At 70.5% G+C, this 15,506-nt stretch carries 15 protein-coding genes; 3 read left to right on the top strand and 12 right to left on the bottom strand.

Annotated features, from left to right (window positions below):
- Window positions 1-55: 55 nt before the first annotated feature.
- Both VFZ39_RS08265 and VFZ39_RS08260 read right to left on the bottom strand, forming a co-directional pair.
- On the bottom strand, window positions 56-1,270 hold the full coding sequence (locus VFZ39_RS08265) for an acyl-CoA dehydrogenase family protein (protein WP_330865259.1): 1,215 nt from the start codon (window positions 1,268-1,270) through the stop codon (window positions 56-58).
- Window positions 1,270-2,634: an acyl-CoA dehydrogenase family protein gene (locus VFZ39_RS08260; protein ID WP_330865258.1), complete on the bottom strand. Its 1,365-nt coding sequence runs from the start codon at window positions 2,632-2,634 to the stop codon at window positions 1,270-1,272. Before VFZ39_RS08260 ends, VFZ39_RS08265 begins: the two co-directional genes overlap by 1 nt.
- Before the next feature lie 92 nt (window positions 2,635-2,726).
- Between VFZ39_RS08260 and def the strand changes: the two genes are divergently transcribed.
- Window positions 2,727-3,341, top strand: a complete 615-nt coding sequence (def, locus tag VFZ39_RS08255) for a peptide deformylase (RefSeq protein WP_330865257.1) — start codon at window positions 2,727-2,729, stop codon at window positions 3,339-3,341.
- On the opposite strand, the gene VFZ39_RS08250 is transcribed toward def, so the two are convergent.
- The 5 genes from VFZ39_RS08250 to cobA all read right to left on the bottom strand — a co-directional run bounded on the left by VFZ39_RS08250 (window position 3,338) and on the right by cobA (window position 6,651).
- Window positions 3,338-3,469 carry a hypothetical protein gene (locus VFZ39_RS08250; protein ID WP_330865256.1) on the bottom strand — a complete coding sequence of 44 codons (132 nt, stop codon included), beginning with the start codon at window positions 3,467-3,469 and terminating at the stop codon, window positions 3,338-3,340. The genes def and VFZ39_RS08250 overlap by 4 nt on opposite strands.
- A 28-nt stretch (window positions 3,470-3,497) precedes the next feature.
- Complete coding sequence (locus VFZ39_RS08245) at window positions 3,498-4,103, bottom strand: hypothetical protein (protein WP_330865255.1); 606 nt, start codon at window positions 4,101-4,103, stop codon at window positions 3,498-3,500.
- The gene (locus VFZ39_RS08240) at window positions 4,100-4,378 is read right to left on the bottom strand and encodes a hypothetical protein (protein WP_330865254.1); all 279 of its coding nucleotides are present in this window, start codon (window positions 4,376-4,378) and stop codon (window positions 4,100-4,102) included. Before VFZ39_RS08240 ends, VFZ39_RS08245 begins: the two co-directional genes overlap by 4 nt.
- A 214-nt stretch (window positions 4,379-4,592) precedes the next feature.
- Window positions 4,593-5,399 (bottom strand): RNA methyltransferase, encoded by an 807-nt coding sequence (locus VFZ39_RS08235; protein ID WP_330865253.1) that lies wholly within the window; start codon window positions 5,397-5,399, stop codon window positions 4,593-4,595.
- A gap of 10 nt (window positions 5,400-5,409) precedes the next feature.
- Window positions 5,410-6,651 (bottom strand): uroporphyrinogen-III C-methyltransferase, encoded by a 1,242-nt coding sequence (cobA, locus tag VFZ39_RS08230; RefSeq protein ID WP_414690276.1) that lies wholly within the window; start codon window positions 6,649-6,651, stop codon window positions 5,410-5,412.
- A gap of 35 nt (window positions 6,652-6,686) precedes the next feature.
- Between cobA and VFZ39_RS08225 the strand changes: the two genes are divergently transcribed.
- The gene (locus VFZ39_RS08225; protein ID WP_330865251.1) at window positions 6,687-7,226 is read left to right on the top strand and encodes a YbhB/YbcL family Raf kinase inhibitor-like protein; all 540 of its coding nucleotides are present in this window, start codon (window positions 6,687-6,689) and stop codon (window positions 7,224-7,226) included.
- A gap of 191 nt (window positions 7,227-7,417) precedes the next feature.
- On the opposite strand, the gene VFZ39_RS08220 is transcribed toward VFZ39_RS08225, so the two are convergent.
- Window positions 7,418-8,083 (bottom strand): class F sortase, encoded by a 666-nt coding sequence (locus VFZ39_RS08220; RefSeq protein ID WP_330865250.1) that lies wholly within the window; start codon window positions 8,081-8,083, stop codon window positions 7,418-7,420.
- A gap of 245 nt (window positions 8,084-8,328) precedes the next feature.
- Here VFZ39_RS08220 and VFZ39_RS08215 point away from each other — a divergent pair, with 245 nt between their 5' ends.
- Window positions 8,329-8,847: a CAP domain-containing protein gene (locus tag VFZ39_RS08215; RefSeq protein ID WP_330865249.1), complete on the top strand. Its 519-nt coding sequence runs from the start codon at window positions 8,329-8,331 to the stop codon at window positions 8,845-8,847.
- A gap of 179 nt (window positions 8,848-9,026) precedes the next feature.
- Here the strand turns inward: VFZ39_RS08215 and VFZ39_RS08210 are convergent, their stop codons facing one another.
- From VFZ39_RS08210 to VFZ39_RS08195, 4 genes are all read right to left on the bottom strand, one after another.
- Window positions 9,027-10,241, bottom strand: coding sequence for a hypothetical protein (locus tag VFZ39_RS08210; RefSeq protein WP_330865248.1), 1,215 nt, complete (start codon window positions 10,239-10,241; stop codon window positions 9,027-9,029).
- Window positions 10,242-10,467: 226 nt separating this feature from the next.
- Window positions 10,468-12,891, bottom strand: a complete 2,424-nt coding sequence (locus tag VFZ39_RS08205; RefSeq protein ID WP_330865247.1) for an FAD-dependent oxidoreductase — start codon at window positions 12,889-12,891, stop codon at window positions 10,468-10,470.
- The gene (locus VFZ39_RS08200) at window positions 12,884-13,789 is read right to left on the bottom strand and encodes a phosphotransferase (RefSeq protein ID WP_330865246.1); all 906 of its coding nucleotides are present in this window, start codon (window positions 13,787-13,789) and stop codon (window positions 12,884-12,886) included. The genes VFZ39_RS08205 and VFZ39_RS08200 overlap by 8 nt, the downstream gene beginning before the upstream one ends.
- Entirely contained in the window at window positions 13,786-15,363 is a 1,578-nt protein-coding gene (locus VFZ39_RS08195) for an amino acid permease (RefSeq protein ID WP_330865245.1), read from the bottom strand. Before VFZ39_RS08195 ends, VFZ39_RS08200 begins: the two co-directional genes overlap by 4 nt.
- Between the last annotated feature and the right edge of the window lie 143 nt (window positions 15,364-15,506).

Raw genomic sequence — 15,506 nt, 5'->3', positions numbered from 1 at the left:
TGCACCGGCCGTCGCTGACCTGCGACTTTCAGCGCGGTTACGGCTACGGCGGGCCCTACTTGAGCTCGGCGCTGGACAGCCCCAGCAGCCGGCGCGCCACGATCAGCTGCTGGATCTGCTGAGTGCCCTCGAAGATGTCGAGGATCTTCGAGTCGCGCGACCACTTCTCCAACAGCTCGGTCTCGGAGTAGCCGACCGAGGACGCGAGCTGGACGCAGGCGAGCGTGATCTCGGAGCCGACCCGACCCGCCTTCGCCTTCGCCATCGAGGCCTCGAGCGAGTTCGGCTTCCGGTTGTCGGCGAGCCACGCGGCCTGGAGGGTGAGCAGTCGCGCGCCCTCCCAGTCCGCCTCGAGCTCCAGGAGCCGGGCCGCGGCCGCGTGTTGGACCTGCCCTGGGCGGTCATAGTCAACGACGACCCCCGCCTGCGCCAGCAGGTCCGTCGTGAGGTCGAGCGCGGCCCGCGCGCACCCGACCGCCATGGCGGCGACGAGAGGTCGGGTGTTGTCGAACGTCGCCATCGCCCCGGCGAAGCCCTGCTTCGCGTCGACGTCCGGCGATCCGAGCAGGTTCTCCTTGGGCACCCGGCAGTCGGTGAACGTGATCGTCGCGGTATCAGAGGCGCGGATGCCGAGCTTGTGCTCGAGTCGCTCCACGTTCATACCGGGCGTGCCCTTCTCGACCACGAACGACTTGATCGCCGCGCGCCCGAGGCTCTTGTCCACCGTTGCCCAGACGACCACGCTGTCCGCCCGCTCACCGGAGGTGACGAAGATCTTCTCCCCGTTGAGGACGTAGTGGTCGCCGGCGAGGACGGCAGTGGTCTGGATGCCGGCCGAGTCGGAGCCCACGCCCGGCTCGGTGATGGCCATGGCCGCCCAGGTGTCCGAGAAGCGTTCGCGCTGCTCGTCGTCGGCGACGGACGCGATCGCCGAGTTCCCCAGGCCCTGCCGAGGCATCGACAGCAGCAGTCCCACGTCGCCCCAGCACATCTCGGCGATCGACATCACCGAGGCCATGTTCGCGCCGTTCCTGACGCCCCCCTGCTCCTCGGGGTTCTCGTCACGCCGTACGCCCCTGGCACCCGCACCCTCGTTGGCGCCCGACTCGGCGAGACCGTCGATCATCGCCGCCAGCATGTCGAGCTCCTTGGGGTACTCGTGCTCCGCGCGGTCGTACTTGCGCGACACCGGCCGCAGCATGTTCATCGCGACCTGGTGTGCCTGGTCGCGCAGGGTCCGCAGCCGCTTCGGGTCGTCGAGATGGATCATCAGACCAGCACGCTCCCTTCCATGACGCCGATCGCTCGCAGGTCGCGGTACCACCGCTCGACGGGATGCTCCTTCACGAAGCCGTGACCCCCGAGCAGCTGCACGCCGTCGAGACCGATCCGCATCCCCTTGCTGGCGCAGAGCGAGCGCGCGAGCGCGACCTCGCGACTGAAGTCCTTGCCCGCTGACGCACGAGAGGCCGCCTTGTAGGTGACCAGCCGCATCGCCTGCAGCTCGATGGCGATGTCGGCGACCATGAAGGCCACCGACTGCCGGTGGGCGATCGGCTCCCCGAACGCCTCACGCTCCTTGACGTAGGGCGTCACGTGGTCGAGGACGGCCTGGGCGGTGCCGACCGCGAGGGCGCACCACGCGAGCCGGGAGAGCTGCACGCACTCGGTGTAGGTCGAGCCGTCGGTCTCCCCCAGCACGGAGTCGGCCGGCACCCGGACTCCGCGCAGCTCCAAGCGCGTAGCCGAGGACGCTCGGACTCCCATGGCCGGGTCGCCGTCGACGGTGAGACCGTCCGTGCCGGACTCGACCAGCACGAGCACCGGACGGCCGTCCAGCCGTGCCCCCACCAGGAAGAGCTCGGCATCGGCGCCGCGCGCCACCAGCGACTTGGTGCCGTCGATGACCAGGTCGTCGCCGTCGCGGACCGCCGTCGTCGTCGGTTCCAGCGCGTCGAAGAGCACGGTCGGCTCGTTGAGCGCGAGTGCGGCGGCGGGAGCGTCGTCGCCGGTGAACGCCGGCAAGTACGTCGCCTGCTGCTGCTCGGTCCCCCACAGCGCGAGGGCGGTCGCGACGGCCCCGGGCGCGAGCACAGAGACGGCCAACCCCATGTCGCCGTGGGCCAGTGCCTCCGCCACGAGCGTGCCGGCCATGGCCGAACGCTCCTCGGAGATGCCGCCGAGCGCCTCGGGCACCCCGAGGATCGGGAGTCCGATCTCCTGGCCGGCCTTCAGCACCGCGACGGGAGCGGCACAGTCGTCGTCCGCCTGCGCAGCAGCCGGTCGCAGCACCTCCCTGGCGTACTCCCGGGCGACGTCTACCAGCAGCTGCTCGTCCTCGGTGGGCGTCAGGTCGAACACGCCGGGCGGGGTCGCGGTCGGCGGCCGCACGCCTGCCGTGTGGCTCGAGCCCACCCGTATGAACGCCCGGCCAGCAGCGGTGGCAGTGCGGAACCCGCTGCGGGTCACCGTGAAGACCGCCTGCTCCGCCTGCCTGCGCAACCCCACGCGGTCGAGCAGGTCGCTCTGCGCCACTCGACTGAGCGCCGCCACGGCGTACCCGATCGGGTCGCGCGACTCGCCCGATGCGAGCCCGTGCTTCCTGCCAGGACCGGTGTACCTCGTGAGGGCCATGCGGATAATGTAACTCTGAGTTACACCTTCCGCCACGACGCTGCTCGTGTCCCCGATCACAACCGCTCGTGCCTCCTTCGTAGGATCGCGCCATGCCGGACCAGACCGAGGAGACCGTCCACGCTCCGCACGGCCCGTTGCCCGAGGGCGGCACGGTGCGGCCGGTCACCCGCTGGGGGACGCCGGTCATGCATCGTCCGCAGCAGCCGGTGACGACCTACGACGCCGAGCTGCGCACCCTGGCCGCGGACATGGTGGCGACGATGTACGCCGCCGACGGGGTCGGTCTCGCGGCGTGCCAGATCGGCGTCGATCGGGCGGTGTTCGTCTTCGACTGCCCCGAGGCCAGCCGTGAGCGGACCGTGGGCGTCGTCTGCAACCCCCAGGTCACGACTCCTGAAGGGGCCGACCGACGCCTCGAGGTCGCCGACGAGGGCTGCCTCTCACTTCCGGGTGCGTTCGTCGAGTGCGCTCGGCCCGATCAGGCAACGGTCACCGGCACCGGGCTCGACGGCGAACCCGTGACCTTCAGCGGCGACGGACTGCTGGCCCGCTGCCTGCAGCACGAGACCGACCACACGCTGGGGACGGTGTTCGGCGACCGGCTGCCGACCAAGCTGCGGAAGAAGCTCCAGAAGGAGCACGAGAAGGCCGCCGACGAGTACCCGCCGGACTGGCCGGCGGGGGGAGAGTCAGCGACGGGCTAGGGAGCCGGCTGGGTCTGGGGGTCCTCGTGCGGGTCCTGGCCGGGCTGCGGCTCAGTAGGAATCGGCTCGGGGTCTCCGCTGGGCACGACGTCCGGGTCCTGGCCGGGTTCCTGGGGCGTGGTGGTCATGTCGGTCCGTACCCGACCGACCGGGCGCTCATGCCTCGGGGAAGGCGGTTCCGCCCGCGTCCGCGAGCGACTCCGCGACGATGCGCAGATGCTCGCGCACCAGGTCCTCCGGCATCGGCGGCAGCACGTCGTCCCAGAAGGCCAGCATCGCGCCGCGGCCCTGCATCATCCCGGCCGGGCGAGCGAGCGCCCAGAGGTGGAAGTGCTCCGACCCGTCACCCCAGCGTGAGAAGTGACAGCGCGCGACGCCCGGGATCTCCTTGACCGCGGTGCTCACCCGCTGCAACAGCGGCCCCAGGGTCGCGAGCAGGTCGACCGGCGCGTCCTCCAGCAGCACGTGCTCCCGCGGCGCAATGCCTCCGACGAAGGGGATCCCCATCCGGTCCCATCCGGAGCGCACCTGCCACTGCTGGTCCTGCCAGATCGTGTGTTGCGACGGCCGGCAGTGCGGACAGGCCGCTCGGTCGAGCGTTCCGACCCGCGGCTCCTCCGGCACCAGCATCTCGGCGAGCGGTCGGAGCGTGACCGCCTCGAAGGACGAGAGCTCGCCCTCGATGAGCGGGGTCGCGTCCACTCGCTGACCGATCGGCAGGGAGCGGTGGTACGGCGAGTCGGCCGGGTGCTGGTCGGTCACTGCGTCGGCTTCTCGCACCAGAACACGCGGCCCTGACCCTGGTGGTACTCGTAGGTCTCTCCCTCGACCTCGAGCACGATCCGGCTCCCGTCCACCAGTGCCTGCGTGTACATCATGCCCTCCTGGGCGCACCCGAGGCTGCCGTCACGCCAGGTGACCTCCTCGACGGAGACCACCCTGACGTCGGCCTCGCTGACGTCGAGGCGCCCGGCAAGATCCGCCACCGCCTCGCGTGCGGCCGGACTGTCCGAGCCGGGTGTTCCCTCCGAAGGCATGGTCGTCCCTTCCTGCTCCGGCTCTGGCCGGGCTGTCTCGTCGCCGCAGGCGGCCAGGGAGGCGCTCAGGGCTATGCCGGCAGCCGCCACTGCGACCAGGTGGCGCGTTCGTGCGCTCAGTCTCACGGTTCCTCCCGAGATCCGGTCAGTCAACAGGGAGTTGGACGGTCCGGCCGGCACCAGGGTTCCACACCGGGCCCGGCGACCACAGGCACTAGCCGCGGCGGGCCGCGACGTAGCAGGCGACGGCCGAGGCGGCGGCCACGTTCAGGGAGTCGATCCCAGCCTGCATCGGGATGACCGCGCGCCGGTCCGCCGACCGCAGCCACCGGTCCGAGAGGCCGTGGCCCTCGGAGCCGAGCACGAGGGCCAGTCGGTCGACTCCGGCGACCGCTTCCTCCACCGGGACCGCGTCGTCGGACAACGTCAACGCCACCGTGGTGAAACCGCGGGCAGCGAGATCGGGCAACGCGTCGTACCAGTCGACGAGACGGGTCCAGGGCAGCGAGAACACCGCACCCATGGCGACCTTCACCGCCCGGCGGTACAACGGGTCGGCGCACCGCGGTGAGAGCAGCACCCCCTCGATCCCGAGCGCGGCACCGTTGCGCAGGATCGCCCCGACGTTCGTGTGGTCGACGACGTCCTCCAGCACCAGGACGGTATGCGCACCGTCGAGCACAGCGTCGACCGCGGGCAGCGGTCGCCGGTGCAGCGACGCCAAGGCGCCCCGGTGGACGTGGAACCCGGTCACGTCCTCGGCGAGCGCCTCGCTGACGACGTAGCAAGGGGCGTCGGCCGTCGCCATCACGTCCGCCAGGCCAGCGAGCCACCGCTCGGCCATCAGGAAGGACCGTGGCTCGAAGCCGGCCTCCAGGGCGCGCCGCACCACCTTCTCTCCCTCGGCGAGGAAGAGGCCACGCTCGGTCTCCAGGTGCTTGCGCAACTCCACGTCGCGGAGGTCGCGGTAGTCAGCGAGCCGCGGGTCGCGGGGGTCGTCGATCTCGACGTACGTGACCATCAGCCAGCCATCAGCCGCGTCCGAAGAACTCCGGCTCGGCCACTGCCACGACCTCGCCGATCACGATGATCGCGGGGGGCCGGATCTGCTCCGCCTCGAGCTGCTCAGCCAGCGTGCCGAGGGTCGCGAGCACGGTCCGCTCGGTCGTCATCGTGCCCTCGCAGACGACGGCGGCCGGGGTGCTGGGCGGTCGGCCGTTCGCGAGCAGCGCGGACGCGATGGCGGGTGCGTTCTCGACGGCCATCATCAGGACCAGCGTGCCCCCCATGCCGGCGGCTGCGTCCCAGTCCACGAGGGAGTCCGCGTGTCCCGGCGGCAGGTGACCGGAGATCACCGAGAAGGAGTGGGCGACCCCGCGATGGGTGACCGGGATCCCCGCGACGCCTGGGACCGCCACCGGGCTGGACAGTCCCGGGATCACCGTCACCGGCACCCCTGCCTCACGGCAGGCGAGAACCTCCTCGAAGCCCCGACCGAAGACGAACGCGTCACCTCCCTTGAACCGCACCACGCGCTTGCCCGCCCGCGCCCGGTCGATCAGCACGCGGTTGATCTCCGCCTGGACGGCCGACCTGCCGCGCGGGAGCTTCGCCACGTCGATCAGCTCGACGTGGGCCGCCAGCTCGTCCAGCAGCTCGCGCGGAGCGAGCCGGTCCGCCACGACCACGTCCGCGGAAGCGAGGGCCTGGCGCGCGGCGACGGTGACCAGCAGCGGGTCACCCGGCCCTCCGCCGACCAGCACCACGCCCGGCGAGTGGTCGAGCGCCCCCGTCGTGGTCAGCCGACCATCGGCCAGCGCACCCAGGATGTCGTCACGCAGCGCGGCGCTCTGCCGAGGCTCACGGTTGCCGAGCACCGACACCGTGACCCGGCCGTGCCGGCCCGACGCGGCGGTCCAGGCAGAGGCGTCGCGTGCGTCGTCGCTGCGGACGCAGAAGATCCGGCGCCGGTCGGCGCCGGCGAGCACCTGCGCGTTGACCTCGGGGTCATCGGTCGCGGCAACGACGTACCACGCGTCCTCGAGGTCGGCGTCCTCGAACGCGCGCCAGACCAGGGTGACCTCACCGGCCATCCCCTCCAGCGCCGGGGTCATCTCCGGCGAGACCACGACCACGTCCGCACCGGCCGCGACCAGCGCCGGTACCCGTCGCTGGGCGACGTGTCCCCCGCCCACCACCAGCACCCGACGTCCACCGAGCCGCAGGCCCACGGGGTAGGGCGGCAGCTCCCGTGCGTCAGTCACACGGGGCATTCTCCCCGACCCGGCGGCTGGGTATGGTCGGCGTCATGAGCGTGGACACCACCATCGAGCGCCCGGTCAGCCCCAACCCGTACGACCTGCTGCCACTTCGGCCCTCGTTCACCGTGACCAGCGAGGACGTGACCGACGGTCAGCCACTCGGTCCCGCGCAGGTGGCGGCAGAGGGCAACACGTCACCGCAGCTGTCCTGGTCGGGAGCACCTGAGGGCACCAAGTCCTACGTCGTGACCTGCTTCGATCCCGACGCCCCGACGCCCAGTGGGTTCTGGCACTGGGCGCTGGTCGACATCCCCGCCGACGTCACCTCACTGGAGGCCGGCGCCGGAGCAGCCGGCGGCAACCTTCCCGGGAGTGCGTTCATGCTGCGCAACGACGGTGGCGAGGCTGCGTTCATGGGTGCTGCTCCCCCGCCGAACGACCAGCCCCACCGCTACTTCTTCGTCGTGCACGCGGTCGGTGAGGAGACACTGGGCATCGACGCCGACGCGTCGAACGCCGTGATGAGCTTCAACCTCGCGTTCAAGACGCTGGCGCGCGCCGTCATCCACGGCACCTACCAGCACTGACGCAGCGGTCCGCTCCGGCGACCGAGCTCTGACCTGGGCCGGGACGCCCGGATGGTAGGGCACCGGACCGCGGCCAGGACGAATCTGGTCCGTCCTCCCCTGATGCTGCGATCCGGCGCCCGTCAGACAACGAGCGGCCCGAACCTGGGTTACGCGCGACCTCGGCCGACTGTCAGGCAGACCGGGCGCGATCACGCGCTCGGCGTCGCCGTCACGACGACGTTGCTGAGGTACTCCACGCCGTTCCAGTCCTCACACGTGATCAGGACCAGCCTGCCGGGCACCTGCTGACTGAACAGGCGCTCCGCGCGCTCGGCGAGCTCGCCCTTGCCGAGCACGACCACCGAGCGCACGTCGTACCCGAGCTTGCCGCGGGCGGTGCGCACCCAGATCCGGTCGCCCGCCTCGACCTGCTCGAGGTCGTCCATCGCCCCGCCTCCGGAGTGCACGGTGTGGCCGGTCACGAGCGCGGAACCGGTGCGAGCACCCGGCTTGGCACCCGCGGCCCACCACCCCAGGACCTGAGGGTCCGCCGGAGGCGTGAGCACCCCGCCCGGCGCCTCGATCGGCACCACGGGGGCATCGATGTCGAGCACGGGTACGAGCACCCGTCGCGGGGCACCGGGCCTCCACGACGCCCGCTCGGCGTTCGGCAGGTCCGGGCTGTCGACCACCTCCTGCTCGCCGGTGCCATCAGTGGCAGTCGGTCCGGCCGCCTCCGGTCCGGGGTCACCCGACTGCTGGACCCAGGCCACGACGCCGACGACGAGCAGCACGACACCGGCCACGAGCAGCGCCGACGCGACCCAGCGGCCGCCGGTCGGAGCCCGCTGCTGGGGCCGGTCGTCAGTGTCCATGCAGCCAGTATCGGCGACGGAGTGACCAGCCGAGGTGGTTCTCGTGGCATCCACGGCTAGTCACTTCGTGCCATTGCGGGACGTGAGGATGTGTTACCAAACTGTGGGTGCTGCGTTCTTCCCCCGTGTACGCACGCCGCACGACCGAGGTGGCCGATCCCCCCGTCGGCCGCCACGGTCGACCAGCACCGCACACACCGACCCCCAGACGGCCATCCCCCGGTGGCCCCGACGACGGAGCCTCCATGCGCCAGCTCGCGCGAGCCATCGCGATCGTGGTCCTGTCGGTCGGCCTCACCGTCGGCGGCACCGCCCTCGTGCTGGGCTCGGCGGAGGCCAAGACCTGGGTAGGTCCCAAGGCGAATCCGGCGGTCGACCCCCTTCAGGACCTCGACGAGTTCGAGAACCGCGTCCTCAGGGAGATCAACCGGGCCCGCGTCGCCGCCGGCCTGAAGCGGGTCCGGGTGTTCCAGTCCTGCGTCGACCGTTACTCCGAACGCTGGGCCGAGCTCATCAAGCGGACCGGGGAGCTCGCGCATCGCAACCAGGTGAAGGTTCTCGACGGTTGCGACCTGACCTGGACCGGCGAGGCCCTCGTGCGCGGGACCGGCCTCACCCCCCGCGTGGCGGTCAGTGCGTGGCTCGACTCGCCCTCGCACCGTGCGGTGATCTTGAAGAAGCGGGCGCGCTGGGCCGGCATCGGCGTCCGGATCGACGGCGACGGACGCGTCATCGGCGTCCTGAACTTCAGCGACCCGAGCTAGAGGCGGGGACGGGCAGGGACAGCGCGGCGGATCGGTGCCAGTGGGTGACACCGATCCGCCGCACCGTTCCGGTCACCGTGCTCGCGCCCGGGCGTACGCGAGGGGCGGCCACCGCTGTGCGGTGACCGCCCCGGGGCGAGCGGTTCGTGGTCCGACCCGCCCCCGGCACCGGTCGTGGGCTACCGGTTCGCCGTCGCCCGCCGGCGCAAGCCGGCGGCGCCCATCAGGCCGAGCCCGGCACCGAGGGCCATCAGCCACATCGGATCGGGGTTCTGGGTCGATGGGACGATCTCTGTGCCGACACCAGCGTTGACGACCGTCGGCACCGCTGTCGCGGGTCCGGCCGCCGGCGCGTCGGCGTCCGACCCGGTCGGAGCGGTCGGGGCCGCCGGAACGTTCGCCTCCGTCTCGCCGCTGACCTCGGAACAGTGCTCGGCGAGGTCCTCCTCGGAGTACTCGACGTGCGTCTCGTCGGTGCGGACCGGGCCGGTCTCCTCACCCAGCTCCCATGCCCGAGTCTCGACGTTCCACACGTACTCGGTCGTGTAGATGTCGGTCCAGGTGGTGGTGCTGCGGGTCTTGCAGGAAGCCTGCACCCCGGCGACCTCACGGATGACGGGTGCGGGCTTCGGCGCAGCACACGCGTCGAGGAACTCGTCGTCGGTGAACGACGCGAAGGTCTCCCCGGCCTTCACCGGGCCGGTCTCCTGGCCGACCACCCACCGGCGCTGAGCAGCGTTCCACACGTACTCGGTCGTGTAGACGTCAGACCACGCCGTCACACCCGCCGGGTCGCACGAGGCAGAGCTCATCGCCACCGTCCGGACCTCGGGTGCCGGCTTCGCCGTGGCGCAGAGGTCGAAGTAGGTGCCGTCCGAGTACGCCGCGAACGACTCCTCGGTGCGGACCGGACCGGTCTCGTCACCCAGCACCCACTGCCCCGCACCGTCGCTCCAGACGTAGGGCCGGTAGTACACGTCGACCCAGGACCTGACGCCGCCCAGGGCGCAGCCCGACTCGGTACGCGGGACGGCGCGGGTCTCTGCCTGCGGCTGGGCCGGGCGCGGGACCTCGCACCGGTTCGCGTGCACCTGCTGGCCGTAGGCCGTCCAGTTCTGGCCGGCGGGCAGCAACCCGGGGATCGGCGGGATGATGTCGTTGCCGTTCTGGTGGCCGATGTGCCCGGCGGCCACGCCGGCGCTGTTCGGACTGTTCAGGGACCAGTGGCCGACGCTCTCGACGGCGGACGCCTGGCCGGTCGCATGGCAGAGGTAGAACCCGTCCGGGAGCGACGAGTCGTCGGCGCTGGCCGGGGCGGCCACGACCACCAGGCCGAGCAGCAGCACGGCCACGGCCATGACGGCAGCGCGCAGTTGAAGAAGTGCGAGACGCATTGATTCCCCCTGACCCGGCGGCCATGCGGCGGCCGGAGTCACGATTGCCCACGGTTACGGCCCTGTCCCCACATGGCCGGCATCGGGTCGATGCGAGGAGAAGGCTACGTACCGGTAGCGCCGACCACGGCCCGATTTGCCCTGGCGTGGAGGCCTTGTTGCCGAACGGTCGGGGATCTGTTGCCGACCGCTTCACTCCCGCGTGGCGCGGATCACGGGTCGAGCGTCAGAGCGGGGCGCGCATCGTCAGCTCGACCGGCACCGCGGTCCCGGCGAGGTCGACCGTGTGCTGCGCGGCCGCCAGCCAGTCGCTGCTGACTTGGCCGTGCGCACGCACGTAGCCGAGCCCGACGGCTGCCCCCACGGTGGCACCCCAGGCAGCGCTGGTGACCTGGCCCACCGGCTCTCTGTCGCGCAGCAGCAGCTCGCCACCCCAGAGCATGGCGTCCGGGTCGGCCGCGACCAGGCTGACCAGCCGCCGCCGCGGCCCGTCGTGCTGGAGCTCACGCCGTCGCTCCTCGAGCGCCGCGCGTCCGAGGAAGTCCTTGCTCCCACGCAGAGCCGTGGCAAAGACCAGCCCGGCCTCGATCGGCGTGTAGTCGGGGGTGAGCTCGCGTCCGAACGCCCGGTAGCCCTTCTCGAGCCGGAGCGCCTCGATCGCGTAGTAGCCGGCGTCGACGACGGGGCCGGCGGCTCGCACCGCGTCGTACACGCGCTCGACACCTGCGAGCGGCACGAGCAGCTCCCACCCCACCTCACCGACGTACGTCATGCGGGTCGCCCGAATCCGGACCCCCGCCAGGTCGAGCGGCCTCGTCGTCGCGAACGGGAAGCCTCCGTCACTCAGGTCGGCGTCGGTCAGGCCGGCGAGCAGGTGCCGGGACGCCGGCCCCATCACGCCCAGCACGGAGAAGTCGTCGGTCAGGTCGTCGACGAGCGTGTCCGGGCCGACGTGGCGCCGCAGCCAGTCGAGATCGCGGACTGTCGAGGCCGAGGAGCTGACCACCAGGAACTCATCGGCAGCCGTCCGGCTGACGGTCAGGTCGGCTTCGTAGGTTCCGCGGTGGTTGAGCCAGGGCGTGTAGACACAGCGCCCGACGGCGACGTCCACGTCCGCCGCACAGATCCACTGCAGCGACGCGAGAGCGCCGGGGCCGGACACGGCGTACTTCGAGAACGACGTCTGGTCGAACACCGCCACGTCGGTCCGGCAGGAGCGCTGCTCGCGCGCGCAGTCGTCCAGCCAGTCCGGTCTCCCCCAGGTATACGACGAACCGCGATCCCCGGTCGTGAAGACGTTGGGCCGCTCCCAGCCCATCCGGGTCCCGAACTGCGCTCCATGCTCGGCCAGTCGGTCGTGCAGCGGGGAACGGCGCTGGTCGCGGCCCGAGGTCATCTCACGGTTCGGCCACGGGACCGCGTAGTGGAGGCCGAGCACCTCCGCGACCCGCGAACGCAGCCAGTCGACGTCGTTGTGGAACGGAGCGAACCGGCGGACGTCGACCGACACCAGGTCGTCCTGCGGCTCGCCGGCCACGATCCACTCAGCCAACGCCCGCCCCGCTCCCCCGGCGGAGGCGATTCCCACCGAGTTGAACCCGGCGCCGACGAAGTAGCCGCGCAGGCCCGGCGCCTCGCCGAGCAGGAACTGGTTGTCAGGGGTGAACGACTCCGGGCCGTTGTAGAACTTGCGGATGCCGGTCTCCTCCAGCGCCGGGACCCGGCGCAGCGCCTCGTCCATGAGGACCGAGAAGTGCTCCCAGTCCTCGTCGAGCAGCTGGAACTCGAAGGGGTACGGGACCTCGTCCGGGCCTTTCCAAGGCTTTGCCTCCGGCTCGAACCCCCCGACGACGAGGCCTCCGACCTCCTCCTTGAAGTAGGTCCAGCCATCCGGGTCGCGCATCACCGGGAGGTCGGGATGAACCCCTTCGACCTCCTCGGTGACCACGTAGAAGTGCTCGGCAGCATGCAGCGGCACGGTCACCCCCACCAGCCGACCGAGCGCGTGCGCCCACATGCCGCCGCAGTTGACCACCACCTCCGCCTCGACGTCTCCGGCGTCCGTGCGAACGCCGGTCACACGCGGTCCGGACGGCCCGTCGGCGACGGCGAACCCGGTGACCCGTACTCCTTCGACGATCCGCGCACCGCCCATCCGCGCGCCCTTGGCCAAGGACTGGGTCAGGTCGGTGGGGTTCACCTTGCCGTCGCCGGGGAGGTGCAGGGCGCCCAGCAGGTCGTCGACCCGCATCGGTGGCCACAGCTCACCGGCCTCCTCGGGTGCGAGCAGCCGGCAGGGCAGGTCGTAGGCGACCGCGTTCGAGGCGGTACGTCGCAGGGTGACCATCCGATCCTCGCTGCGCGCCACCACGAGGCCACCGACGTTGCGGTAGCCGGTGGCGAGGCCGGTCTCGTGCTCGAGGCGTGCGTACAGCTGGGCGGAGTACTGCACGAGACGGGTGCCGCTCTCCGACGCCCGCAGGGGCCCCACCAGGCCCGCCGCATGCCACGTGGTCCCGCCGGACAGCCGCCCCTGCTCGAGGACGAGCACGTCGGCGACTCCCGCCTTCGCCAGGTGGTAGGCCGTGGAGCACCCGATGACGCCGCCGCCGACGATGACGACCTGAGCCCGGTCCGGCACCTCAGTCACCAGCGGCCTCCTCGAGCAGGCGACCGAAGCCGTCGGAGGTGAAGGTCCGCGAAGCCTTCTCGTACCGGTGCATCCCCCACTCGTGGAAGTCGTAGTCGAGCGGGCTCGACGCTGCCTGGATGAAGCCCCAGAGCGACCAGCCGTACTCGCTGCGCAACGAGCCCAGCCGCACGCGCGCGACGTCGCCGCGAGTCGGAGAGCCGTAGTAGGCCTCGGCGTACGCCTCGACCCGCTCTGGCGGGAACTCGCACTCGGTGCACGTGTTACCGAGCTCGAAATCGACGTCGTTGTTGCCGGAGTACTCGTAGTCGATCAGCCAGACGCGCTCGCCGTCGTCGATGAAGTTGCCGGCCAGCAGGTCGTTGTTGCACGGCACAGTCACTCGCTGCCGCGACTCCACGACCCCTCGGACCTGCGCCCAGGCCTCCGCGTGGTCGTCGTACCCGGGTGGGACAGGAAACCCCTGCTCGCGGACCGTCCGGAGGTACGACGCCTGGCGCGCGAACATGTCGAACTCCCCGGTGAACCGGGGGCCGGCGTGCAGGCGCCGGCAGGCGTCGGCCGCGCGCTGGAGCACGCCTGGGTCGGCGAAGTCCTCGTTCTGCAAGGTGGTACCGGAGAGGTACCCGACGACCAGCATGCCGAGGTCGGGACGGTACTCGTGCACCGGTGCGCCGACGCCGGCTGTGTGCGCAGCCCGGGTGTTGGCGTGCTCGGCGTCGCGGTCGATGCCGAGCAGGGCCGCGTCGCTGCTGCTGCAGCGGACGACGTAGTCGCCGTCCGGTGTCACCACCCGGTAGTTGCGGTTGGTCAACCCGCCCGCCAGCTCCTCGACCCGGACCCGCCCGCGGAGGCGGGGTACCTGGTCAAGGAGCTCGTCGAGCCCGTCCGGGCTCACCCGTCGAAGGCCTCGATGACGGCCTCGTCGATGGTGTGCTTCGGCCCGGTGAACCAGTGCTTGGCCGATGCGTGCCACCAGATCGTCAGCAGGATCAGCGCGCCCACCGTGACGATCGGCGCGTAGTTGACGAACTTCCACTCGAACTCGTCACGGAACGGGTTCGCCGCAGGCGTGGACGGCATCATCAGCATGATCGAGACGAACAGGATCTCGGCGACCGCGATGGGGTTCATCCACTTGTACTTGGACCCGTTGTTCCACGACCCGACCTCGAACCGGTCGCCGTGCCGCCAGCGCAGGAAGATCGGGATCGCGAACGCGAGGTACAGACCGATCACGGCGATCGACGTCACCGCGTAGAACGCCAGTGGCACCGGGGTGCCGTTGACGTCCACCTCGATCAGCGCGGGCAGCGTGAGCACGGCCGCCGCCACGCCCACCATCATGACGGCGTTCGCCGGCACTCGCAGCGACGTGAGCTTCTTGAGCCAGTTCGAGCCAGGGATGGCGCCGTCGCGGCTGAAGGCGAACGTCATCCGGGAAGCCGACGTCATGCAGGACGTGGCGCAGAAGAACTGCGCCGACGCCGAGATGAACAGCACGAGGGTGGCCCAGTTCGTGCCCAGGGACTCCACGAAGATCCCCGCCACACCGCCGCCGGCCAGGGCGTTGTCGGGTTGGCCCTCCGCGTTGTTGGGAATGGCGAAGACCACGCACAGCAGCAGGATGTAGCCGCCGAGCACCGAGTAGAAGATCGAGCGCCAGATGCCCTTGGCTGCAGCCTGGGACGCCTCGGACGTCTCCTCCGACAGGTGGGCACACGCGTCGAACCCGGTGATCGTGTACTGGGTCAGCAGGAAGCCGAACGGCACGATCGCGAACCAGAACGCCAGGTTGGTGGTGCTGCCGTCGCTGTAACCGGAGTTGTTGAAACGCTCGGTGAAGACGTAGCTGAAGCTCTGGTGCTGGTCCGGGACGAAGATCAGGATCGCCACGATGATCGAGGCGCCCACGACGTGCCACCACACGGAGACGTTGTTCATGATCGCCATCAGGTGGCTGCTGAAGATGTTCAGCACCGCGGCGAGGCCGAGCACGATCACGAAGATGATGAACACGCGCGTCAGCGAGTAGCTGCCCGCGAACGACTCCGAGTAGGTGCTGATCGTCAGGTCGATGAAGGTCGCGCATCCGTAGGAGACACCGGCAGTCACGGCCACCAGACCGATCAGGTTCAGCCACCCGGTGAAGAACCCGGCTGCCGGCCCGCCGAGCTTGGCGGCCCACCAGTAGATGCCGCCGGATGTCGGGTACGACGAGACGAGCTCACTCATCGTGAAGCCGATGAGCAGGATGAACAGGCCCAGGATCGGCCAGGACCAGGAGATCGAGATCGGACCGCCGTTGTTGAAGCCGGCGCCGAAGTTGGTGAAGCAACCCGCCAGGATCGAGATGATCGAGAACGAGATGGCGAAGTTGGAGAACCCCGACCAGGATCGGTTGAGCTCCTGGCTGTACCCGAGCTTCGCGAGGTGCTTCTCGTCGTCGTTCATGTTCTTGAGCTCTGCCATCGGATACCTCCCCGGGCACGGTCGCGCCCCCATCGCGGGAGGCTAGACCCGCCGACGGTCACCGGTCCATAGTTGTGATCAAATTGGTCTGAACTCCGACCTTAGAAATGGTATGAACTCCGACCATTGACGTCCGAACCAAC

It is taken from the genome of Nocardioides sp., from assembly GCF_036374615.1.
Lineage (GTDB): Bacteria > Actinomycetota > Actinomycetes > Propionibacteriales > Nocardioidaceae > Nocardioides.
The sequence above is the reverse complement of the archived record's forward strand: the minus strand, read 5'-3'. Positions and strand labels throughout refer to the sequence as shown.

Bases quoted from the DNA above. Each gene is read 5' to 3' on its own strand.
- VFZ39_RS08265 (WP_330865259.1), bottom strand. From the start codon at position 1,270: ATGATCCATCTCGACGACCCGAAGCGGCTGCGGACCCTGCGCGACCAG.
- VFZ39_RS08260 (WP_330865258.1), bottom strand. From the start codon at position 2,634: ATGGCCCTCACGAGGTACACCGGTCCTGGCAGGAAGCACGGGCTCGCA.
- def (WP_330865257.1), top strand. From the start codon at position 2,727: ATGCCGGACCAGACCGAGGAGACCGTCCACGCTCCGCACGGCCCGTTG.
- VFZ39_RS08250 (WP_330865256.1), bottom strand. From the start codon at position 3,469: ATGACCACCACGCCCCAGGAACCCGGCCAGGACCCGGACGTCGTGCCC.
- VFZ39_RS08240 (WP_330865254.1), bottom strand. From the start codon at position 4,378: ATGCCTTCGGAGGGAACACCCGGCTCGGACAGTCCGGCCGCACGCGAG.
- VFZ39_RS08235 (WP_330865253.1), bottom strand. From the start codon at position 5,399: ATGGTCACGTACGTCGAGATCGACGACCCCCGCGACCCGCGGCTCGCT.
- cobA (WP_414690276.1), bottom strand. From the start codon at position 6,651: ATGCCCCGTGTGACTGACGCACGGGAGCTGCCGCCCTACCCCGTGGGC.
- VFZ39_RS08225 (WP_330865251.1), top strand. From the start codon at position 6,687: ATGAGCGTGGACACCACCATCGAGCGCCCGGTCAGCCCCAACCCGTAC.
- VFZ39_RS08220 (WP_330865250.1), bottom strand. From the start codon at position 8,083: ATGGACACTGACGACCGGCCCCAGCAGCGGGCTCCGACCGGCGGCCGC.
- VFZ39_RS08215 (WP_330865249.1), top strand. From the start codon at position 8,329: ATGCGCCAGCTCGCGCGAGCCATCGCGATCGTGGTCCTGTCGGTCGGC.
- VFZ39_RS08210 (WP_330865248.1), bottom strand. From the start codon at position 10,241: ATGCGTCTCGCACTTCTTCAACTGCGCGCTGCCGTCATGGCCGTGGCC.
- VFZ39_RS08195 (WP_330865245.1), bottom strand. From the start codon at position 15,363: ATGGCAGAGCTCAAGAACATGAACGACGACGAGAAGCACCTCGCGAAG.